This window comes from Rhizorhapis suberifaciens (assembly GCF_014200045.1).
GTDB classification, from domain to species: domain Bacteria; phylum Pseudomonadota; class Alphaproteobacteria; order Sphingomonadales; family Sphingomonadaceae; genus Rhizorhapis; species Rhizorhapis suberifaciens.
On sequence record NZ_JACHOV010000009.1, the window covers coordinates 33949 to 56125 of the forward strand.

Below are 22177 nucleotides of genomic sequence, written 5' to 3' on the forward strand. Positions count from 1 at the left end.
CGTAAGGATCGGAAATACCGGAAACATGCAGCTAGTCATTGTTGAATCGCCCGCGAAGGCGAAGACCATCGAGAAATATCTGGGCAGCGATTTTCGTGTGCTGGCCTCCTACGGCCATGTCCGCGATTTGCCGGCCAAGGACGGCTCGGTCGATCCCGACAATGGCTTTGCCATGGCCTGGGAAAATTATGCCGACAAGGGCAAGCAGCTCAAGGCGATCAGCGATGAGGCGAAGAAGGCCGACCGCCTGATCCTGGCCACTGACCCGGATCGCGAGGGCGAAGCGATCAGCTGGCACGTACAGGAGGTTTTGAGGAAGAAAAAAGTTCTACCTCAAAATGTTGCAAGGGTTACCTTCAACGCAATAACAAAAGACGCAGTGACCCAGGCGATGGCGCATCCGCGCGCGCTTGATGAAGATCTGATCGACGCCTATCGCGCCCGCCGAGCGCTCGATTATCTGGTCGGCTTCACCCTTTCGCCGGTACTTTGGCGCAAGCTCCCCGGCGCGAAATCCGCTGGCCGTGTCCAATCAGTCGCGCTTCGTTTGGTCGTCGACCGCGAACGAGAGATCGAGGTCTTCAAGCCGCAGGAATATTGGTCCGTTTCCGCCGAAATGGAACAGGACGGCCAAAGCTTCACCGCCCGCCTTATTCGCTGGAAAGGCGAAAAAGTTGAAAAGCTGACCCTCGGCAAGGAAGGCGATGCCCTGGCGGCCAAAGCCGACGTCGAAGCCGCGCAGTTCAAGGTCGAAAGCGTAGAGACCAAGCCCCTCACGCGCAACCCCCCGCCGCCTTTCACTACCTCGACATTGCAGCAGGAGGCGGCGCGCAAACTGGGCTTTTCCGCCAGCCACACCATGCGGATCGCCCAGCAGCTCTATGAGGATGGCGCGATCACCTATATGCGAACAGATGGCGTCCAAATGGATGGCAGCGCCATCTCCGCCGCGCGCAACGCAATCGCCAATCGCTATGATGGCTCCTACCTGCCGGAGAAGCCGCGCCAGTACCAGACCAAGGCCAAGAACGCGCAGGAAGCGCATGAAGCCATCCGCCCGACGGAATTCACGCGCGAACGCGTTGGATCAGGCGATCATGCGAAGCTTTACGACTTGGTCTTCAAGCGCGCGCTCGCCAGTCAGATGGCTTCGGCGCGCATGGAGCGCACCACGGTCGAACTGCGGGACGGCACCGGACGCACGGGGCTTCGTGCGACGGGACAAGTGGTGATCTTTCCGGGCTTTCTAACGCTCTATGAAGAAGGTGTGGACGACAGCGATGAAGAAGGCGGCAAGCTTCTTCCCCGCATGAAGGAAGGGGATGCGCCGGCCAAGAAGTCCGTTTCGGCTGAGCAACATTTCACGCAGCCGCCCCCCCGCTACAGCGAAGCGAGTCTGGTGAAAAAGCTGGAGGAGTTGGGCATCGGCCGTCCCTCCACCTACGCCTCCACGTTGCAGACGCTCAAGGACCGCAATTATGTGCGGGTAGAGAAGAACCGTTTTTACGCAGAAGAGAGCGGCCGGCTGGTTACCGCCTTCCTTGAGCGCTTCTTCGAACGCTATGTGTCCTATGACTTCACGGCCGGGCTTGAGGACGAGCTGGACGAAGTCAGCGGCGGCCGCGCGCAATGGCAGAAGGTCCTCGAAGCCTTCTGGCGGGACTTCAAGCCCAAGACGGCGGAAGTGATGGAGCAGAAGCCATCCGACATCACCGCCGAATTGGACAAATTCCTGTCTCCAATGCTTTTTCCGGACCGCGACGATGGCAGCGATCCACGCGCCTGCCCCATGTGCGGGGAGGGCAAGCTGTCGCTTCGGGGCGGACGTTTCGGTGCATTCATTGCTTGCTCCAATTACCCGGAGTGCAAATATACGCGCAAGTTCGGCCAGCCTGGCGGAAGCGAAGGCAATGGCGAGAGCGACCAGCCAGAAATTCTGGGGCAGCATCCGGAAACCGGACAGGACATTGTACGCAAGTCCGGCCGCTTTGGTCCTTATATCGAAATGGGCAGTGGCAAGGAGGCCGCTCGCGCCTCTATTCCCCGCGATATTCCGGGCGAAGATTTTGGTCTCGACTGGGCCGTAAAGCTGTTGAGCCTGCCGCGCGAGATCGGCAATCACCCCGAAAGCGGCAAGCCGATATCGGCAAGCATTGGTCGCTATGGCCCTTATCTCGCTCACAATGGGAAATACGCCAAGCTTTCGAGCACCGTCGAGGTGTTCGATACGGGCATGAATGCCGCCGTCGCCAAGCTGGCGGATGCGGCGAATCGTGGCGGACGCGCAGCAGCATCGAGCCGCGAGCCGTTAAAGGTGCTGGGCGAACATCCGCGTACGGGAGCCGAAATCCGGCTGATGGACGGGCGCTACGGCGCATATGTCACCGACGGCACCACCAACGCAACCTTACCTAAGACAGTGGAAAAGGACGCGCTGACGTTAGAGGAGGCAGCGCAGCTTATTGACGAACGCGCAGCCAGGGCACCCGCGAAGGGGAAGAAAAAGGCTGCTCCCAAGAAGACAACAAAGAAGGCTCCAGCGAAGAAAGCCACGGTGAAAAAGACGAAGGAGAAGGCGGACTGAGTTCAGCTGTCGTAGTTCGTCTGCGAAAGATCATCCCATGGAGATATGGTGCAGCATGTTTCGCACCGCTCGATAGAGGGCTTCTGCGTCCTCGGATTTTGCGAAGCTGTGGGAGGAGGTCGGAATTTTGATGGTGCGAACCCGCCCGCCGCCGTGGAGCGGCCTGAATGACGGCCGCTGCCACATGTCCTGAAACGCGATAGAGCTATTGTCGCGCTCCGCGAGCAAGAAAGTAACGGGCAGCCTGCTGTTGCATAAAGCGCTGGCTAAGTCGCGGCCAAGACGGCTTTCTTCGCCATGGCTACTGGCTGCCTTCATTCCCTGCAAAAGCTTGCCATAATTGACTCGGCCGGTTGCCAATTCCCATAATTTGCGGGGATTACGCAAACGTTCCCAATAACGTCTACGGATCGCGGCGGCCGTCGGCATACCGTCTTCATTCTCTATGACCCAGGGATTGGCGAGAAGCAGCGCCGCCACGTCGTCGGGATCATGATGAAGCGCAAGAGCGGTTGCTGCATCGCAATTGCCGAACGTGACGATACGCTCCAACTGGGGGCAGACATTTCGAAAAGCCTTGAGAGCAGCTGCAATGTCTGGCGCGGATGACATGAAGCCAGCATTGTCGCCCTCGCTGTCCCCCACCCCTCGCCGGTCGAAGCGAAATACCGAAAAACCATCACGCGCCAGGCGCGCCGCCAGCTTGGCCATCCCGCGATGAGCGCCGGCACGTAGTTCATTGCCTCCAGAAACGATAAGCAGGCCAGTGGTTGAGCGGCCTTCGTCAACGGTGCCGGCAAGCTGACACCCACGGCAGGAGAACTGCAGATGCTGCCTCACCGGGGGACCCAGGCGGCTATGTCCGCAGCGATCTGTTGCGCCAACCAATGATCTTCTTGCGGCTCGCTTTGCCGCCATAGCGGTTTACCGGAGACATAGGCGTCAGCAGAAGCAGTGCTGTCTTCCAGCAGAACGGTGCGAACCTCATCATGGGTCGGAAGACCACTGGTTTCGAGTTCCTGGATCATCGCTGGTGGAATTTCCCAACCCGCAAACATCACACTTTCTTGCCGGGCTTGGGCAAGCAAGCCGGCTTTGCTGGGGGCAAGGCCCGCTTCACGATCAGAAGCAAGGCGGGTCCGTACCAGTTGGCGCAGGAGGTTGACGCCATCTTCGGGCGCGAGCCGCCAATGGCGCGCGCAATTTACTGCGTCATCAATGATGGAGCCGGAACGGAACGCCGCGATCATGTCGATAATGACCCCTGATTGCGCCACCAGCCTTTCCAAGGCTGCCCGCCATGTGGAAAGACTTATGCCGCTGTCGGGAACCAGGCTTTCATTTTGCCCCGGAAGATCGGGCAAGATCGTCCCGATCCGCGCCTCGTCAAGCGTTCGCATGGCCGCCAGCAACAGCCAGCGGGTGCGGTTCATTTCTTCGAAAAAAGGTGGGATGATCAATATTTGGCGCGGATGTTTTCGGCCAAGATGCAGATATTGCTCGCTATTGCCCGAAAAGCTGTACTGGCAGATCACCCCAGCGCCTTGTCGGCCGCAAAGCGCACAAGGCTACCCAGCGTTTCGAAGGTTTCTCCGTCGACATCGTCATCCTCAATGATGATGCCCAGCCTGTCCTCAAGTTCTGTCAGGAGGCCCGCGACCGCCATTGAGTCAAGTTCTGGTAAGGCGCCGAACAGGGGAGTGGCCTCAGCGAAAAGCGCTAATCTCTCCTCAGAGATGCCCAGCACGTCATGCAGTACGGAGCGCACAGTATGTTCGACGATATCAACGCCTTCGTGCATTAAATCCCCCAAGCTGACTCTGTCTTCGGGGCTTCCCACTATTATGTCTTGCGGCAGCGGACAAGGGCGGAAATACAGCTTTTAAGCGCTGGAAACCAGGAGCTGGGTCGGCGCAAGTTGTACAAGTCGATTTTATAGAGCGGTCGTTCCTCCTCCATCCAGTCCCTCTTGTAACTGTCATCGCCGGTTCCAAAGTCGATGCGACGCACCTTGTCGACATCGATAACGTGACAGAACATGGCATGGCTAAGCAGGGTTCCGGGTGATCCGGCGGCTGCATCTTTCCTGTGCGCCAACTTGTGGATGAGGGCGATGCCGTTGTCGACCGTCCAGAACTGGGCCGCAACGGCCTTGCCATTGCTTCGGGCTATTCCGATCCGCAGATTTCCGGCCTCGCCTTCCTGCTCCGCAAGTGCGCGGAGGAAGGGGAGGCTGCCTTCCTCAGGTTTCCAGCTGTTTTCGTACACTTCCTCATAATCGGCCCACATATCGGGCGAGAAGTGGCTAAGTATCTCTATGTTAACCGGAAACTTTGAAGCCTTGCGGTCGACAGTGCTGCGAAGCGCGCCAGGCCGCGCATACCAATAATTATCAAAGTCTCGATCACCCACTTCAAGAAAATGGTTGATGTCAACGGCCTGGGCCGCAACGGCCCATCCAGCCGACCGAAAGGCGCGGGTCACAAGCTCGATGAGTCCTTCTTCATCGGGCACAGGGTTCAGCACAATATGGGCCGCTCTGGTACGGAGCCGCCGCGCCATGGCTTTTAAAAGCGCAAGCTTGGTTTTTTCATCGGGGTCTCCGATAAAAACGGGCCTGAAGGTGAAATTATACCAGTTGGCGAGCGCCTGATATTCGCCGGTACGCCGATGATAAAGGAAGAGCCACGCTTCCGCCCCCTCCGCCCGCGCCCGCACATACAGAGGCGGATACCCCGACAGACAATATTTATAAAGTGGTTCGATCCAGTCGAGCCGGTCGAAGAGATGTGGCTGATTTTGGCGGCTCAGGCCATCGCGCGATGCCTTTCGTACGTCGGCGAAATCATCATGATATTCCCCTTTGACCCACAAAACGCTTTTCTCCCTTGTTATTTCGGTCGGGGATATAACAAAAAGCATCATATGACGTCACTGAATTCAAAAGCTCGGCCGATAGATCATTTGTGCCGGGAAGGGACAGCCGACCGTCCGGCGCTTGAGGGGCGCTTCGGTCGCCTCAGCTATGAAGAACTGGATCTGGCCGTCGGGCGGCTGGCGTCCTGGCTGGCGCAGGCCGCGCCGGAATGTGGCGGCCGGATTGCAAGCTGGATGGGGAAAACAAAGCTCGCTTGCCTGATGCCGCTGGCCTGCGCGCGGGCTGGCTTGGTGCACGTGCCGGTAAATCCCTTGCTCAAGCATATGCAGGTCGCGCATATTTTGACCGATAGTGGTTCGCAACTGCTGATCGGCACCAAGACGCGGCTGGATACGCTGGAGCCCGGTAATGTGCCGAAAGAATGCGATATCGGGATTGAGGGCGAGGTGGAGGCGGCCGTGGAACTCAGGCGAGAGAGCCTGCCTCCCTCGTCGGCCGATCCGCAGGAGTTGGCGGCCATCCTTTATACCAGCGGGTCGACCGGGCGGCCCAAGGGTGTGATGTTAAGTCACGCCAACCTATGGTTGGGCGCAGTCGCGGTGGCGGATTATCTCAAGTTGACCCCAGAGGACCGCACTTTGTGCCTGCTGCCCTTAAGTTTCGACTACGGCCAGAACCAGTTGTTCTCGACCTGGGCTGCAGGTGGGTGTGCGGTTCCGCTCGACTATTTGACTCCGCGCGACGTGATCAAGGCGGTGGGCAATTATGGGATCACGACCTTGGCGGGTGTGCCGCCGCTTTGGGTCCAGTTGACAGAACATGCCTGGCCTCCGGAAATTGGGGCAAAGCTCAAGCGTCTGACAAATAGCGGTGGGGCGCTGGCGCAACCCTTGGTGAGGCGATTGCGTGAATTATTTCCCACCGCCGACCTTTATCCGATGTATGGCCTGACAGAGGCATTCCGCTCGACTTATCTCGCTCCGTCGCTGGTGGACAGCCACCCGGGGAGCATGGGCAAGGCCATTCCCTTCGCCGAAATAATGGTGGTCCGGCCTGATGGAAGCCTGGCGGCGGATAATGAACCAGGAGAGCTCGTCCATGCTGGGCCGTTGGTCGCTCAAGGCTATTGGCGCGATCCGGAGCGCACCGCCGAGCGGTTCCGTCCGGCGCCGCCAGCATCTCAATATGGAGGGACGGCGGTTTGGTCGGGCGATACTGTTCGGCGGGATGCGGAGGGACTGCTCTATTTTGTCGGGCGTGATGATGCGATGATCAAAAGCGCTGGCAATCGGATCAGTCCGACGGAAATTGAAGAGGTTGCAGTTCAAAGTTTAGATATTGTGGAAGCTGTCGCCTTGGGTACTCCGGACGAGCGGCTTGGCGCAGCTATCGCGCTGCTGTTAAGACAGAAAGGGGATTTGGAGCAGGGGCAGGCCGAACATATGTTGAAAGAGCATTTGAAGGCCGAGCTGCCTAATTTCATGCAGCCCAAATATATACGCTTCGTTGAAAGCTTTCCCCGCAATCCCAATGGCAAAATCGATCGGGTCACGCTGGCGCAGGAGTTTTCGGCATGAAGCCTATGGGTCCCATTCCGCCCTTCTTTTCGGGTGAAGACGGCATGCTGCTGATCGGTGGGTGCGGAGCGGCATCGCTGATCGACGAGGCGGGCGATACGCCGTTGTTCGTCTATGATCTCAGCATCGTGAAGGCGCAGGTGGAGCGGTTCCGAGCGGCCATGCCAAAGGCCATTTCGCTACATTATGCAATGAAAGCAAACCCTTATTCACGACTTCTGGAGCAGATGGTGAATCTGGCCGACGGCTTTGATCTGGCATCGGGCGGGGAACTGGAAATGGCGTTGCGGGCAGGAATGCCACCTCAAAAGATGAGTTTTGCCGGCCCCGGAAAGCGCAATGATGAACTCAAGGCAGCGATCATGGCTGGGGTGACGCTGAACCTCGAGTCGGAACGTGAGGCAGAACGGGCGTTGGAGATCGGAACGGCAATTGGCAAGACCCCACGCCTTGCCGTTCGGGTCAATCCGGATTTCGACCTTCGCGGCTCCGGCATGCGGATGGGGGGAGGTTCAAAGCCTTTTGGAATCGATGCCGATCGGGCTGGGACCTTGGCCCGCCGGGTGATCGAGGCCGGAGCCGATTGGCGCGGTTTTCATATTTTCGCGGGTTCGCAAACGCTGGACGCCGATGCGCTGATCGAAACCCAGTGCGCCACAGTGGCCCTCGCGGCACAGCTCTCCGAGGAAGTCGGACGTTCGCCGCCCTTGGTCAATCTGGGCGGGGGCTTCGGCATACCTTACTTCCCCGGCGATAAGGCCGTGGACGTGGAGAAAGTGGGGGCAGCGCTGGCGCTCACGTTGGAAGGCCGTCCTTCGATATTGCAGGATACTGAGTTCGCCATCGAGCTTGGCCGTTGGCTGGTCGGCGAATCCGGCGTTTACCTGACGCGGATCGTCGACCGAAAGGTCAGTCAGGGAGAGGTCTATTTGGTGGTCGACGGCGGACTTCATCATCAACTCGCCGCCAGCGGGAATTTCGGCATGGTGATCCGTCGCAACTATCCCGTCGCCATCGCCAATAAGTTCGGCATAGAACCGGCGGACGAACCCGTAAGTGTAGTCGGCTGCCTTTGCACGCCGCTCGATCGGCTTGCGGAGAAGGTCGCGCTTCCAGAGGCGGAGCCGGGAGATATCGTAGCGATTTTCATGGCCGGGGCTTATGGCGCCAGCGCCAGTCCCTCGGCTTTTTTGGGGCATGGTCCGCCGCTGGAGATGCTGGTCGAGTGACGCATTGTTGCGGAGGTGCAAGCGTCACCATGCCGGGCAATTTAATCCGTTCATTTCCTCTGCGAAATCAACACTAACCTAATTTTCACCCTTTGTCGGCATAGCGGTTTGAAATCCTGTGCGGATTGTCGCTGCCCGCGATGATCCGCGCGTGCGGGCAAGTGAGGGTGAACATCATGCGTGTGTTGCGGCAATCTGCTTTTCTATGGACAGTTGGCCTGGGTGCCGTGGCGCTTTCCGGCTGCTCGTCAACGGGCGGAGGCCAGCAATTGCCAGCCGCTTCCTTCGTTTCGACCGAAGAGGGGCCGGGCGAGGAATATATCATCGGCCCCCTGGACGAGTTGACAATCTTCGTCTGGCGCAACCCTGAGCTTGGCGCGAAGGTGCAAGTGCGGCCGGACGGGCGCATCACAACGCCTCTGATTACCGACATGCCCGCGGTCGGCAAAACGCCGTCAGTGCTCGCCGAGGACATCAAGCAGCAGCTGACGCAATATATTCAGCAGCCCATTGTCTCCGTGATCGTAAACAATTTTGCTGGAACCTTTTCCCAACAGGTCCGCATCGTCGGGGCAACGGAAAAGCCGGCTTCCATACCCTATCGCGCGAACATGACGCTGCTTGACGCCATGATTTCGGTTGGCGGGCTTTCGGAATTTGCGGCGGGTAACAAGGCGCGGCTGGTCCGGTTCGACAAGGGGTCGGGAAAGCAAGCCGAATATGCCCTGCGGATCGGCGACCTTCTTAAAAAGGGTGAGAGCAACGCGAATGTTCGGCTGGAGCCAGGCGACGTCATCATCATTCCTGAAAGCATGTTTTGAGCAGGCATGATCTTGAACCAACCCTGGGCAGGATTTTGAGTAAGTTATGAACAATATCTATGACGAAATCCTGATTGCGGCGCATAGCGTTTGGAACCGGCGCTGGCTGGCCCTGGGAATGGCCTGGGCGATTTGCGCGGTCGGTTGGCTGGTGGTTGCGATCATTCCCAACAGCTATGAATCGCGCGCGCGCATTTTCGTGCAGATGCAATCGATCCTGCCCGGCAAGATGGGTATCACGCCCATGGAGCAGCAAAAGGATGTGGACCGTGTTCGGCAGACGCTGACTTCCGCCGTCAATCTGGAAAAGGTGGTGCGCGGCACGGATCTCAGCCTCAGCGTCGCCAGTCCGCGCGATATGGCGGGTAAGGTCGAAATGCTGCGGACCAACATCAAGGTGGTCGCGCAACAGGATAATCTGTTCGAAATCACGGCGATTTCGTCTGACAGCGGTATGTCGGACGCCGCGAATGCCAAGATGGCGACCGCCGTCGTTCAGAAGCTGATCGATATTTTTGTCGAGGAAAATTTGGCAGGCGACCGGGCCGAGACCAGCCAGACGCTGAAATTCCTGGATTCTCAGCTGGCGGAGCGTGAGCGGCAACTCCAGGAAGCCGAGCAGAAGCGGATGGAGTTTGAGGAGCAATATTTGGGCCTGCTGCCTGGCACAGGTTCGATGAGCGAGCGCATGGACGCAGCGCGGCAGGAGTTGAACCAAATTGAATCGCAGCTTGTGGCGGCGCAGAGCGCTTCGGCTGCGATGAATGGCCAATTGGCCGCCACTCCCGCGACGATTGCGACCCCGGGTGTCGGCGGAGGTGGCGCTTACAGCTCTACTCAGGCGGAACTGGCCTCGGCGCGCGCGCGCGGTTGGACCGATAATCACCCCGATGTGATCGCCCTCAAACGCCAATTGGCTAACCTGAAGTCCATGGGCTCGGGCGGTAGTGGCAGCGGAGGCGGCACCCCCAATCCGGCCTATATTTCCATCCGCAGTATGCAGGCCGAAAAGCAGGCGACGGTGTCGGCGCTTGCGGCGCGCAAGGCGCAACTGACGGCGGACATGCAGCGTTTGGCCGAAAAACAGGCTAACGAGCCAGGTGTGGCCGCAGAACAAGCGCAACTCAGCCGCAATTATGACGTGCTGAAGGCGCAATATGACAAGCTGTTTGCCGACCGGGAGGATATCCGTCTGCGCGGCGACGTGCAGACAGAGACCGACGCCGTCCAATTCCGGATCATCGACCCGCCGAGCAGCCCGCGAACTCCGGCCGCTCCCAATCGGCCCTTGCTGCTGCTCGCCGTTCTTGTGGTCGGCATCGGAGGCGGTGTTGGCGCGGCCTTTGCCAAGGGGCAGCTTCGTACAACTTATCCTACTGCGACGCGGCTGGAGCGGCTGACCGGCCTGCCCGTTCTCGGCGCGGTGACCGAGACACTGACGTCTGCTCATCGGGAATTGCGTCACAAGAAGCTGCGTCTCTTCGCAGGCGCGAGCGGGGCATTGGTGGCGGTCTGCCTTTTGTTGGTGGCGGTGGAATTCATCCAGCGCGGCCTGGTGGCCTGAAGGGAATGACATGAATCAACATAGCCCGATAAAGCGCACTGGCTCGCTTCTGGAACGCGCCGCCGAGGTGTATGATTTTGCCGAGGCGCTGCGCGGGAAAAGCGCTCCGGTTGCGCCTGTCTTAGCACCTAAAGACGAAGCCTCGCTTGCGACGGCAATATCGCCCGCCTCTGCGGCTCTGGATCCCAATCTTCGTCCAAGTCGTCATGACGAAGATGGGGCGGTGCAGCCAGTCGATCGGGGCGCGCTCTTGCAGAACGGTTTTGCATTGCCCGATGGTCCGGTCACCGGACTTTCCGAAGAATTTCGCATTATCAAGCGGCAACTGCTCGTTGCCGCCACCAGTAGCAAGCATGCGGAGAAGATTTCCCGTGGCGAACGGATCCTGGTCTGTTCGGCACATATGGGGGAAGGCAAGACGTTCTGCGCGGTCAACCTGGCACTGTCGATCGCAGCCGAGAAAGACGTCGAGGTGCTACTCGTCGATGCTGATTTCGCCAAGCCTAGCGTGCTCTCTACCCTTGGCCTCGCCGGCGGGCCCGGACTGATGGATGCGCTGGCCGATCCGCAGGTGGATGTGCAGGACTGCGTCATCCGCACCGATATCCCCGGTTTGTCAGTGCTGCCCGCAGGGCGTCAAACCAATGCGGATACCGAATATCTTGCCTCGGCCCGTACGGAAAGCGTGCTCGATGAGCTGACGGCGCCTTATCCCAATCGCCTCATCATTTTCGATTCTCCGCCCATTCTGGCGGCTTCGCCCGCTACCGCGCTGGCGCGCCATGTGGGGCAGGCGGTGCTTGTCATTCGCGCCGACGAAACGACGGAAGATGCGCTGCGTGACGCCGTCGGGCTGCTTGCGGCATGCGACAATATCCAGCTGCTGCTGAATGGCGTGAAATACTCGCCCGGTGGTCGGCGGTTCGGAACCTATTATGGGCAGGGCGGCAAATGACATTTCGATGGGGGCAAATGGCGACGGCGGGGGCCGCGCTGTTACTGGTTGGGCTGGCGTCGCCTGCCTGGGCGGGCAAGCGTACGGACGTTTCGCCTTATATCGAACTGGATCAAGTGTTCATCACCGATTTGAAGGGCGGAAGCGACGACGTTCTGACCTATAGCTCGGTGGCTGTGGGAGTGGATACCAGCATCCAGTCGCGCAATGCGGAAGGGCAGTTGAACCTGCGCTACGAGCATCATTTCTCCTGGAACAACGACCTTGGCGACGAAGATGTAGTGAGCGGCCTCGCCCGCGCCCGGGTGAACCTTGTTGGTGATGTGCTAAGCCTTGAAGGCGGCGCCATAGCGACGCGCGCCCGGACCGACGGACTGGGCGGAGCCAACGGAACCTTGGTCGGCGATAATGTCAGCCAGATCTATTCGGCCTATGCCGGGCCGACCCTTGCGACCCATGTCGGGGAGCTCAGCGTCAATGCCGCTTATCGCCTGGGCTATTCGCGGGTCGATAGCGACACGGATGTCACTACCCCTGCCGGGGTGCAGACGCTGGGCGGCTATGACGACAGCGTCTTCCATAGCGCGCAGGTCGCGGTTGGCATGCAGCCCAATGGACGACCATTGGGCTGGTCCGTCAGCGGCGGTTACGACCGGGAAGATTCCGATCAGCTCGACCAGCGTTATGAAGGCAGGCATGTCCGCGCCGACGTCACCGTGCCCGTATCAGGTCATGTCGCGCTTGTCGGGGGCGTGGGTTATGAAGATATCGAAATCAGCCAGCGGGACGTACTGCTCGACGCCGGAGGCAATCCGGTGGTGGATAGCAAAGGCCGGTTCCAGACGGACAAGAGCTCTCCACGCGAACTGACCTATGATCAGGACGGCCTTATCTGGGATGCGGGCGTGATGTGGCGGCCCAGCCGCCGAACGTCGCTGGAGGTACATGTCGGGCGGCGCTATGGTTCAATGACCTACACGGGCGCGCTAAGTTATCGTCCGAGCGAACGGACCAGTCTGCAAATTGCCGTTTATGATGGGATCAGCAGCTTCGGGCGGCAGATCAACGATAATCTTTCCAGCCTGCCGACCAGCTTCACTGTGGCGAGCAATCCGTTCAGCGGCGATTTTGCCGGCTGCGCCTTTGGCACGCAGGGTGGCGGGGTGTGTTTCAACGATGTGCTGCAGGCGATCAGTGCCGCCAATTTCCGGCACCGCGGAGTAGCAGCGCAGCTGAGCAGCCGTTCGGGCCGATGGGATTATGGCGTGGCGATGGGATATTCGCGGCGCAAGTTCATCGCTCCCGATACGGGCATTTTCGCGGGGGTCAACGGCACGCTGGATGAGAATTATTATCTGAACCTGTTCGCCGCCCGACGGCTGGACGAAAAGTCCGGCATCGATGTGCAGCTATATGCCAATTATTTTGACAGCGCGGCGCTAGGCACCATCGACGTTTACAATATGGGCGCAACCGCAGGCTATTATCGTAATTTCACTGATCGATTGCGCGGCACGGCGGCGCTGGGCATCGACAGCGTGGACGCGGATGGCTTCGAAAGCACGATATCTGCCCTCGCACAGTTAGGCCTTCGTTACGATTTTTGAATTATCCGGACTCTCGCATCGCGGAGAAGTGAGCATGTACGATCAATTTTACGGACTTACGGGACGGCCCTTTCAGCTCACCCCCGACCCGCATTTCTATTATGAGAGCGTCACGCATCGCAAGGCGATGTCCTATCTGGGCTATGGCTTGGCGCAGGGGGAAGGCTTTATCGTGATCACCGGCGACATCGGTGCCGGGAAGACGACGCTGGTCGGGCATTTGATGGCGACGATCGATCCATCGCGGCTGACGGCGGTGAAGATCGTTTCCACGCAGGTGGGCGGAGACGATATGCTTCGCTTGGCAGCGCAGGCCTTTGGCGTGGCGGCGGAGGGCGCGGACAAGGCCATGCTGCTGGGCAGGATCGAGACTTGGCTGCATGAGCAGGCACGGTCGGGGCGACGATCGCTGCTGATCGTGGATGAGGCGCAGAACCTTCCGATTTCGGCTCTGGAAGAATTGCGCATGCTATCCAATTTCCAGTTGGGCGGACAGGCTCTCTTGCAGATATTTCTGCTGGGGCAGCCCGAATTCAGAGAAACATTGAGGACGTCTCCGGCATTGGAGCAGCTTCGTCAGCGGGTGATCGCGACGCATCATCTGGACCCGATGATGCCTAATGAGGTTGAACCCTATATTCTGCACCGACTATCGCTGGTCGGCTGGAACGGCAATCCGCAGTTTACGGCAGACGCCTTCGCCAGGGTCTATCAGGAGACCGACGGCATTCCCCGCCGGATCAATGCGCTTGCCAGCCGGGTGCTGCTGCTCGGCGCAATAGACAAGTTGGGAATGATCGACGGAGGGGTGGTGAACGCGGTAATCGCGGACATGGCGCAGGACGATGAGCCCGTTGCGCCGATGGCTGTGGTCGCCGAGCCGGTGCCCGAGCCCCAGCCAGCCGAAGAGATCGAGCAGGTCTGGACTGCGCCGTCCCCGCCGCTGGAGCAGCCTGCGCCCCGTCAGGCAGCGAGCCTGAAAGCTGAAGTCGAGCAGCTTCGGGAGGCCGTTGAAGGGCCACGCACAGGCCGCGCGTCAACGGTTAGCGATTCTCGCGTCGATCAGGCCTTGCAGCGCATTTCCAATCTTGAATCGAGACTGGAGGAGCAGGAAAAGGCCATCCGCCAGATGCTTGCACTGCTGGTCGACTGGGTCGAGCGGGACGAGAAGGACGTCGCTTACCTGCGTGGCAGCAGAGCCGCCTGAACTGGCAGGGAGGGCCTAGCCCGGAAAAATGTTGAACGCCCTTTCCGTGGATGTCGAAGACTGGTTCCAGGTAGGCGCTTTCGAGCGTACGATTCTGCGCGACGCATGGGATCGCCTGCCATGCCGGGTGGAGCGGAATTGCGATGCGGTGCTGGCGCTGTTCGACGAAGCCAGCGTCAAGGCCACTTTCTTCATTCTGGGTTGGATAGCGGAGCGCTATCCGGCACTCATCCGGCGTGTTGCCGAAGCTGGGCATGAGATTGCTAATCATGGATATGACCATCAGCGCGTCTTCACCTTCACTCCCGACGCATTCAGGCAGGATCTGAAAAAATCTCGTCAACTGATTGAAGATGCTTCGGGTCAAGGTGTGACGGGCTATCGTGCGCCGAGCTTTTCCATCGATGCACGGACGCCTTGGGCGCACGTCGTGCTGGCGGAGGAAGGCTATGCCTATTCCAGCAGCGTCGCGGCGGTGAGGCATGACCATTATGGCTGGCCGGATGCACCGCGTTTTGCCTTTTTTCCAGTCACCGGGAGCGGTCTGGTAGAACTGCCTGTAACTACGGCCCGGCTCGGTGGGCGAATTTTGGCGGCCGGGGGCGGAGGGTTTTTCCGGCTGCTGCCCTATGGCTTTTCGAAATGGGCGATCCGGCAGGTTAATGGTGAAGGTCGCCCTGCGATCATCTATTTTCATCCCTGGGAAATTGACGACACACAGCCACGCGTGGCTAATGCGCCATTGCGGTCGAAGCTTCGACATTACAGTAGGCTGTCGGCGATGGCTGCCAAGCTTCGCAAACTAGCCGGCGACTTTCATTGGACGCGGATTGATGGACTGTTGGAGCAGGAGCGGGCACACGCCATTCCTTTTTCAGCCCCCTCGTCAAAGGCCGCCTGATGAACGCTCCGTTCGGTCCATCGGTCCTCACAGTAATGCCTGCCGACCTGAAAGACGCAGCCATTGTGGCGGAACTGGAAAGCTTCGTGCGGGACCATCCAGACTCCACACCGTTTCATCGCCCTGCTTGGGTAAAGGCGGTTGCGGCGGGAACAGGCCAGACGCCCCATTATCTGGTGGCGCGCGACCTCACCGGAGGGGTCAAGGGCGTCCTGCCGCTGACGGAGGTCCGTTCGCGGCTGTTTGGTCGCGCTCTGGTGTCCAGCGGATTTGCTGTAGGCGGCGGTGCGCTGGCCCACGATCCGACGGAAGTCGACAAACTAGCCCAAGCGGCTTGGGTGCTGGCGCAAGACCTTGGCTGCACCACGGCGGAACTGCGCGGCGGGGCAGCGCCAAGCCAGGCCTGGACAACGAAAGGCGATGCCTATTTGGGCTTTCGCAAGGCGCTGGAAGCGGATGATGATGCGCAGTTACAAGCCATCCCCCGCAAACACAGAGCGGAGCTTCGCAAGGGGCTCGCCAACAAGCTTCAGTTCGAAGTGGGACGAGACCAACGATTCCGCGATGCACATTACGCCTTGTTCGCGCGCAGCGTGCATAATCTGGGCACGCCGGTGTTTCCCCGCAGTTTGTTCGAAGCCGTGCTCGACGATTTTGGGCAGGACGCCGATATTGTCCTGGTATCGCACCAGGGCGTTCCCGTTTCGTCAATCCTGAGCCTCTACCACGGGAACGCCTGCATGCCCTATTGGCAAGGGTCGTCGCCAGCGGCGCGGCAGCTTCGGTCCAACGAGGTCGCATATTTTCGGCTTATGAACTTGGCTCGCGAGCGGGGCTATAGCTACTTTGACTTCGGCCGCTCAAAGGTCGGAACCGGCCCGGCAGCATGGAAGAAAAGCTGGGGCTGGGAACCAGAGGCGCTAAGCTATCATTGGCGCGCGATTGAAGGGCATGAGATGCGCGACGTTAACCCGCTAAGCCCTCAGTATCGGCGGAAGATCATGCTTTGGAAAAAGCTGCCGCTTTCGCTGGCGAACCGCATTGGCCCCTATATCGCGCGAGGGCTGGGATGATCGGAGAGATACTCTTCATCGCGCATCGCATTCCATTTCCTCCCGACCGAGGCGACAAGATCCGGTCGTGGAACATCGTGAAGCGGCTGGCGCAAATCGCCCCGGTTCACATTGCCGCCTTTGCCGATGATGCAGAGGACATGGCGCATGCAGACGAGCTTGCGAAGGTCGCGGCGAGCTGCAGGATCATCCTGCGCAACAGGGGGCGTGCGGCAGCGGCGTTGCGCGGCCTGTGGGGTGGTCGTCCTCTTTCCGTGGAGCTGTTCGATTACGCGAAAATGCACGATTACGTCACAGAATTGCTGATGGAGCGCCCGATAGGGGCTGTGTTCGCCTATTCCAGCCAAGCTGCCCAATATGTGCCAAAGCTGCCGCCTTCTGCCCGTTTCATCATGGACTTCGTGGACGTCGATTCGGAAAAATATGCGGCTTATGGGCAGGCGCAGAGCGGTCCTATGGCTTGGATCAACCGGCGTGAAGGGCGGAAGCTTCTCGCATTTGAACAGCAGGTAGCCGCCCGGGCGAACATGAGCCTGCTCGTGAGCGAGGCGGAGGCGAAGCTGTTCCGTGACCTTACGGGGCTCGGTCTAAATTCTATCAAGGCGCTCGAAAATGGCGTGGATCTTGATTATTTCAGCCCGGACGCCGTCTTTGACGCCCTAACTGTGGAGCAGCGCGGGTCGGGGCCGTTGTTCGTCTTTACCGGACAAATGGACTATCGCCCGAACATAGAGGCCGTGGATGGGTTCGCCCGGAGCAGTTTCGTTCACATCCGCGAGCATTACCCCGAGGCGCGTTTCGTCATTGTAGGGCGTAATCCGACAGTAGCGGTCAAAGGGCTTGCTTCCTTGCCTGGAGTGCAGGTGACAGGCGCGGTCAGTGACGTTCGGGGATGGCTTTCCGCCGCCGATATAGTGGTCGCGCCGCTCCGTTTGGCGCGGGGCGTACAAAACAAGGTTCTTGAAGCAATGGCGATGGCCCGGCCCGTGATCGCTTCTTCACAGGCCGCTGAGGGCATCAATGCAACGGCCGGGGTCCACCTCATGGTGGCCAAGTGCGGCGCCGATGAGGTGGCAATGGCAATAAAGCTCCTGAATGATCGTCAGGCGGCGGCCCGAATGGGCAGAGCGGCGCGCCAGCAAATGGAAGAGCGCTATAGCTGGGACGCGACACTGGCCGAACTGCCCGCGATAGTTACCGGGGCGCACCAGCCTGTTGCAGAACGCGTGCAGGTCGCATGACGTCGATTGCTCCGCCTGCTCCCCTGGCTCGGTTCTGGGGCGGCAATTGGTCTCGACACCTCGCGCTGCTCGGCCTCGCATGGGCTGCTTGCCTTGCGGTCTACTATCAAGACGCTGCTGGAATGGTATCGATCTGGTGGAACGCTTCGACATTCGGTCATTGCTTGCTCATTCCTTTCATCATCGGTTGGATGGTGCATCAGCGGATGATCGAACTACGGTCGTTGAACCCCGTCGCGTGGTGGCCCGGCCTCATCTGGGTGGCGGTTGGCGGGTTGTCCTGGCTTATGGGTGACGCGGCCAGCTTGGCGCTGGCGCGCCATGTGGGTCTGGTCGTGATGCTGCAGGGTGCGTTGATAACGGCGCTGGGACCCCGGATTTCACGTGCATTGGCATTCCCGCTATTCTACGCTTTCTTCCTGGTCCCCTTTGGCGAGGAGCTTGTTCCTGCGCTGCAAACCGTCACGGCCCACATCTCCATGGCCTTTCTGGACTTGTCGGGGGTGCCTGCCCATTTGAACGGCGTCTTCATCACAACCCCCACCGGCTATTTCGAGGTGGCGGAGGCTTGCTCCGGGGCCAAGTTCCTGATCGCCATGGCGGCCTATGCGGTGCTGGTCTGCAATATATGCTTCAAAAGCTGGCCGCGGCGGGCGGTGTTCTTGCTGATGTCGCTATCAATAGCGGTAATGGCCAATGGCATCCGGGCGTTCGGCACCATCTATGTGGCGCATCGCACCAGTTCCGATTTTGCGGTCGGGTTCGATCATGTGATCTATGGCTGGGTTTTTTTTGCGGTAATTCTGGCGCTTGTGATGGCGGCAGGCTGGCCGCTTTTCGATCGCAGGGCGGATGAGGCGGCTGTCAATGTCGAGGATCTGAGAGGCGAGGTGCGTCAGACTGCTCGACTATCCACCATTCTGCCGCTTTTGCTGGCCCTTATCGCCATTCCGCCACTTTGGTCGGCGGCCATTGCGGCGACTTCGGACACAGTTCCGGCCCGTATAGCACTGCCCCAAGTGCCGGGCTGGACCGTCGTGGACTATCAGCCCTCCTATCCTTGGAAGCCGCGCTTTGCGGGTGCCAATCATCAATTGCTCGGCCGTTATCGTGATCGGCAGGGTCGGGAGGCTGACCTGGCGATAGCTGTCTATGCGCGGCAGGAGGAAGGGCGCGAGCTGGTGGGATTTGGTCAGGGCGCGGTCGATCCCGAGAGCAAATGGGCCTGGTCGTCCTTCATCGAAGCGCCGCGCGGGGGGGCAGGGGATCGCATTGTCGCCCCTGGCCCAGTGACTCGGGATGTCGTGAGCTTTTACGATGTGGGCGGGGTAACGACCGGCAGCGCCGCGGATGTGAAGCTGTTTGGCTTGAAAAACCGGATTATTGGCGGAGATCAAAGGGCGGTGGCGGTGCTGGTATCCGCCGAAGATCGAGAGGGGTATCCCGCCGACGCAGCCATTGCCGCGTTTCTGGATGATTTGGGACCGATCAGCCGCCTTGCCGATCGCAGCGCCGGAAGAAAATAAACATTTTTAGCCATTTAGAGGTAAAGCCGGTTTCTTACCTCCGCAATTGCGCATAGAGCCTGTTCGCATGTGCGGAATAGCGGGCATTTTTCACCTTGAAACGGCCAAGCCGGTGGACCCGGCCAGGGTGCGGTTGATGACCGATACCATGGTTCATAGGGGCCCCGACGGATCGGGCGTTTGGACCGCCCACGGCGTTGGCCTGGGTCATCGTCGCCTGTCGATCATTGATCTGGGCGGCGGCGCGCAACCGATGCTGACCGATGACGGAGCGCTTGCGGTAACCTTCAATGGCGAAATATATAATTTCGCTGCGGTTCGCGACGAATTGCAGGCCAAGGGCCATGTGTTCCGCACGCACAGCGACACCGAAGTCATTCTGCATGGCTGGCGGCAATGGGGAACGGAATGCGTTCGCCATTTCGACGGCATGTTTGCCTTTGGTCTGTTTGACGCGCGGGAGCAGTCGCTCTGGTTGGCGCGCGATCGGCTGGGCGTGAAGCCCCTCCATTACACGACACTCTCAGACGGCAGCTTGATCTTCGCATCAGAGTTGAAGGGACTGCTGGCTCATCCCCTCCTGCGCAAGGAGCCGGACATTCGAGCAGTCGAGGACTTTCTGGGCCTGGGCTATGTTCCGGACGACGCTTCTATCGTAAAAGGTGTGCGAAAGCTTGGCGCGGGGGAGACGCTGTTGCTCCAGCGCGGGCGGCCGGTGCCGCAACCCGTCCGCTATTGGGACGTGAACTTCGCTGACCGGACCAACGCCAAGCCTGCAACACTTGAAGAAGAGCTGATATCCTTGATGCAGCAGGCCGTTCGCTCTCGTATGGTGGCGGACGTGCCGTTAGGCGCGTTTCTTTCGGGCGGCGTCGACAGCAGTTCTGTCGTGGCGCTCATGGCCGAGGTCAGCAAACGCGCTGTGAAGACCTGCACCATCGGCTTCGATGTCGATGACTTGGACGAAAGCGGCTATGCGGAGCGGATCGCCAAGCGCTTTGCCACGGATCACCGAAAGCGTATCGTATCGCCAGACGATTATGCGCTCATCGACACGCTGGCGCGCCATTTTGATGAGCCCTTCGCGGATGCTTCGGCCTTGCCAACCTACCGGGTGTGCCAATTGGCGCGGGAAACGGTGACGGTGGCGCTGTCGGGCGATGGCGCAGACGAAGCTTTTTCCGGATATCGCCGGCACCGGTTTCAGCATGCCGAAGAGCGGCTGCGACGGCTAGTGCCTCAGTCTATACGAGGACCTCTGTTCGGATCGCTTGGGCGTATCTATCCCAAGGCCGATTGGGCGCCGCGCCCTTTGCGAGCAAAGACAACCTTGTTGAACTTCGCCCAAAACGGGGCGGAAGCTTATGCAGCATCCGTGGGCGTGACGGGGCAATCGATGCGGCATCGTTTGTTCACGGAAGACGCTCGAACCGCGCTTCAGGGTCACAGGGCGGAGGACCGATATATTCGCGCGATGCGGGATGCCCCGGCACGCGAGGCGCTGGACCGGGCCCAATATGCTGACCTGAAAATATGGCTTCCGGGCGACATTCTTACCAAGACCGACCGGATGAGCATGGCGGTTGGTCTTGAAGCGCGCGAGCCGCTGCTCGATCATCGCCTGGTGGAGTTTGCTGCACGGCTTCCCGTGTCTATGCGACTGCGCCGGCAAGAGGGCAAATATTTGCTCAAAAAGGCGATGGAAGCCTATTTGCCGACAGACATTTTATACCGTCCGAAGATGGGGTTTGTGACACCGATCAGCAACTGGTTCCGCGGACCGTTGGCGCATGAAGCCTCGGCGATTGCGGGAGGCTCGGCTCTGGCGCGGACCGGCTGGTTGGATCGCAACGTCATGGCGACCGCCGCTGCGGAGCATAGGAGCGGACTTGCCGATCATGGCCGCCTGCTTTGGCAGTTGGTGATGCTGGACCGCTCGTTAAAAGGATTGTTCAGCCTCTGACGAACTTAGTGGAGGGTGGGAAAGCGTCCGCTGCCTCCGGCGCCGGTGGGTCGGAAAGAGGTCGGCATCGCGGTAGGATAAAGGCTCCGGTTGGACTTGGCTCCGAAGGAAATGATGCCAAGCGGATGCCCGTTCTTATCACATACGGGCAGATCATGGGTGCCAAGCGCCGACATAAGCGCTTTTGCCCGTTCAAGCCTGTCCCCTGGATGGCAGATTTCCCGCAACGGCTCCATGATCGCCGTCACCGGTAGATCGCCAATGTTCCGGGCTGCTGCATCGGTCGCGATCTCCCGTGAAATGATGCCCGCGACACAGCCGCCGCTATCTTCTATCGTCAGCATGTCCAGCCCCTCTGCGGCCATGAACTCGACCGCTTGTTGGATCGTCATGTCCGGGGCGGCCGTCCAGAGGCCCTGGCTCATTGCCTCCGCGACACGCGGACCTGCATTTATCGTGGCCATTATCTTCTCCTTTATAAGGCAGGCTTGGACCGTTGCGGCGAGGGGAACAATGCGGAAAAATACCTATGAACGGAAAAATCTGCTTTAATTGCAGGCAATTCAGAGGGGCAAATAGGTGGCGTCCCCCCCCAAAGGGGGAAGGGGGAGGGGAGCCGTTGCTGCGCCTCCTCAGGCGTTCTCGCGCTCAGCCAATTCCAGCAGGCGATTGTTGTTGCGGTAAGCCAGGATCTGCTCCGTATAACCCCGGGCCAACCCTTCGTGGGCCCTGCGGCTTTCCGGGCTAGAGGCGGTCCTGGCGCGCAGCAGTGACATCTGCTGACGATAAAAAAGATAGTTCAAGTCCATGCCGTTCCTCTCCTTCGACATGTGGCCACGCCTCATTAGTTTTATGCATATCTATTTTCATTATGCGAGACGTTGACATCGGCTGCTGGCACAGCCTCCGTACAGCGACTCTGATAGCATAAAGTGGAACTCCTGTGGAAAACTTTTTATGTTTATTGAGGAAAAGCAACGAGTTGTATGTAAATCCCCACAAACAATGGTCATTTGGACGCGATTTCCGTTGCATGAATGTCACGCCGCTG

At 59.5% G+C, this 22177-nt stretch carries 19 protein-coding genes; 13 read left to right on the plus strand and 6 right to left on the minus strand.

Features of this window, described 5'->3' with window-relative positions; genetic code table 11:
- Positions 1-25: 25 nt before the first annotated feature.
- A complete protein-coding gene (gene topA, locus HNQ99_RS11895) occupies positions 26-2584 on the plus strand; it encodes a type I DNA topoisomerase (protein ID WP_184475881.1) in 2559 nt (852 codons plus the stop codon).
- Positions 2585-2614: 30 nt separating this feature from the next.
- On the opposite strand, the gene HNQ99_RS11900 is transcribed toward topA, so the two are convergent.
- Genes HNQ99_RS11900 through HNQ99_RS11915 form a run of 4 tightly spaced genes read right to left on the minus strand, consistent with a single transcriptional unit; the run spans position 2615 to position 5509 of the window.
- Entirely contained in the window at positions 2615-3424 is an 810-nt protein-coding gene (locus HNQ99_RS11900; RefSeq protein ID WP_322790364.1) for a hydrolase 1, exosortase A system-associated, read from the minus strand.
- Positions 3421-4119, minus strand: coding sequence for an alpha/beta hydrolase family protein (locus tag HNQ99_RS11905; protein ID WP_184475883.1), 699 nt, complete (start codon positions 4117-4119; stop codon positions 3421-3423). The genes HNQ99_RS11900 and HNQ99_RS11905 overlap by 4 nt, the downstream gene beginning before the upstream one ends.
- Entirely contained in the window at positions 4116-4385 is a 270-nt protein-coding gene (locus tag HNQ99_RS11910; protein ID WP_184475884.1) for an acyl carrier protein, read from the minus strand. The genes HNQ99_RS11905 and HNQ99_RS11910 overlap by 4 nt, the downstream gene beginning before the upstream one ends.
- A 41-nt stretch (positions 4386-4426) precedes the next feature.
- A complete protein-coding gene (locus HNQ99_RS11915) occupies positions 4427-5509 on the minus strand; it encodes a GNAT family N-acetyltransferase (protein ID WP_221232676.1) in 1083 nt (360 codons plus the stop codon).
- Here HNQ99_RS11915 and HNQ99_RS11920 point away from each other — a divergent pair, their 5' ends adjacent.
- The 12 genes from HNQ99_RS11920 (at position 5510) to HNQ99_RS11975 (ending at position 21126) form a co-directional block, all read left to right on the plus strand.
- Positions 5510-7039, plus strand: coding sequence for an acyl-CoA ligase (AMP-forming), exosortase A system-associated (locus HNQ99_RS11920; RefSeq protein ID WP_184475885.1), 1530 nt, complete (start codon positions 5510-5512; stop codon positions 7037-7039).
- Positions 7036-8268: a pyridoxal-dependent decarboxylase, exosortase A system-associated gene (locus HNQ99_RS11925; protein WP_184475886.1), complete on the plus strand. Its 1233-nt coding sequence runs from the start codon at positions 7036-7038 to the stop codon at positions 8266-8268. The genes HNQ99_RS11920 and HNQ99_RS11925 overlap by 4 nt, the downstream gene beginning before the upstream one ends.
- Positions 8269-8444: 176 nt before the next feature.
- Positions 8445-9089: an XrtA/PEP-CTERM system exopolysaccharide export protein gene (locus HNQ99_RS11930; RefSeq protein WP_184476014.1), complete on the plus strand. Its 645-nt coding sequence runs from the start codon at positions 8445-8447 to the stop codon at positions 9087-9089.
- A 46-nt stretch (positions 9090-9135) separates the two neighbouring features.
- Positions 9136-10653, plus strand: coding sequence for an XrtA system polysaccharide chain length determinant (locus HNQ99_RS11935; protein ID WP_184475887.1), 1518 nt, complete (start codon positions 9136-9138; stop codon positions 10651-10653).
- A gap of 10 nt (positions 10654-10663) precedes the next feature.
- Positions 10664-11608: an AAA family ATPase gene (locus HNQ99_RS11940; protein WP_184475888.1), complete on the plus strand. Its 945-nt coding sequence runs from the start codon at positions 10664-10666 to the stop codon at positions 11606-11608.
- Entirely contained in the window at positions 11605-13215 is a 1611-nt protein-coding gene (locus HNQ99_RS11945) for a porin family protein (RefSeq protein WP_184475889.1), read from the plus strand. The genes HNQ99_RS11940 and HNQ99_RS11945 overlap by 4 nt, the downstream gene beginning before the upstream one ends.
- A 34-nt stretch (positions 13216-13249) precedes the next feature.
- Positions 13250-14422, plus strand: coding sequence for an XrtA/PEP-CTERM system-associated ATPase (locus tag HNQ99_RS11950; RefSeq protein ID WP_184475890.1), 1173 nt, complete (start codon positions 13250-13252; stop codon positions 14420-14422).
- Between the two features lie 28 nt (positions 14423-14450).
- On the plus strand, positions 14451-15323 hold the full coding sequence (locus HNQ99_RS11955; RefSeq protein ID WP_184475891.1) for an XrtA system polysaccharide deacetylase: 873 nt from the start codon (positions 14451-14453) through the stop codon (positions 15321-15323).
- Positions 15323-16396 carry a FemAB family XrtA/PEP-CTERM system-associated protein gene (locus tag HNQ99_RS11960; RefSeq protein ID WP_184475892.1) on the plus strand — a complete coding sequence of 358 codons (1074 nt, stop codon included), beginning with the start codon at positions 15323-15325 and terminating at the stop codon, positions 16394-16396. Before HNQ99_RS11955 ends, HNQ99_RS11960 begins: the two co-directional genes overlap by 1 nt.
- Positions 16393-17637: a TIGR03087 family PEP-CTERM/XrtA system glycosyltransferase gene (locus HNQ99_RS11965; protein WP_184475893.1), complete on the plus strand. Its 1245-nt coding sequence runs from the start codon at positions 16393-16395 to the stop codon at positions 17635-17637. The genes HNQ99_RS11960 and HNQ99_RS11965 overlap by 4 nt, the downstream gene beginning before the upstream one ends.
- Complete coding sequence (gene xrtA, locus HNQ99_RS11970) at positions 17634-19163, plus strand: exosortase A (RefSeq protein ID WP_184475894.1); 1530 nt, start codon at positions 17634-17636, stop codon at positions 19161-19163. Before HNQ99_RS11965 ends, xrtA begins: the two co-directional genes overlap by 4 nt.
- A gap of 67 nt (positions 19164-19230) precedes the next feature.
- Positions 19231-21126 carry an XrtA/PEP-CTERM system amidotransferase gene (locus HNQ99_RS11975; protein ID WP_184475895.1) on the plus strand — a complete coding sequence of 632 codons (1896 nt, stop codon included), beginning with the start codon at positions 19231-19233 and terminating at the stop codon, positions 21124-21126.
- 5 nt (positions 21127-21131) lie between these two features.
- Here HNQ99_RS11975 and HNQ99_RS11980 read toward each other — a convergent pair whose 3' ends face one another.
- Positions 21132-21590, minus strand: coding sequence for a CBS domain-containing protein (locus tag HNQ99_RS11980; RefSeq protein ID WP_184475896.1), 459 nt, complete (start codon positions 21588-21590; stop codon positions 21132-21134).
- A gap of 168 nt (positions 21591-21758) precedes the next feature.
- On the minus strand, positions 21759-21935 hold the full coding sequence (locus HNQ99_RS11985) for a hypothetical protein (RefSeq protein WP_184475897.1): 177 nt from the start codon (positions 21933-21935) through the stop codon (positions 21759-21761).
- Between the last annotated feature and the right edge of the window lie 242 nt (positions 21936-22177).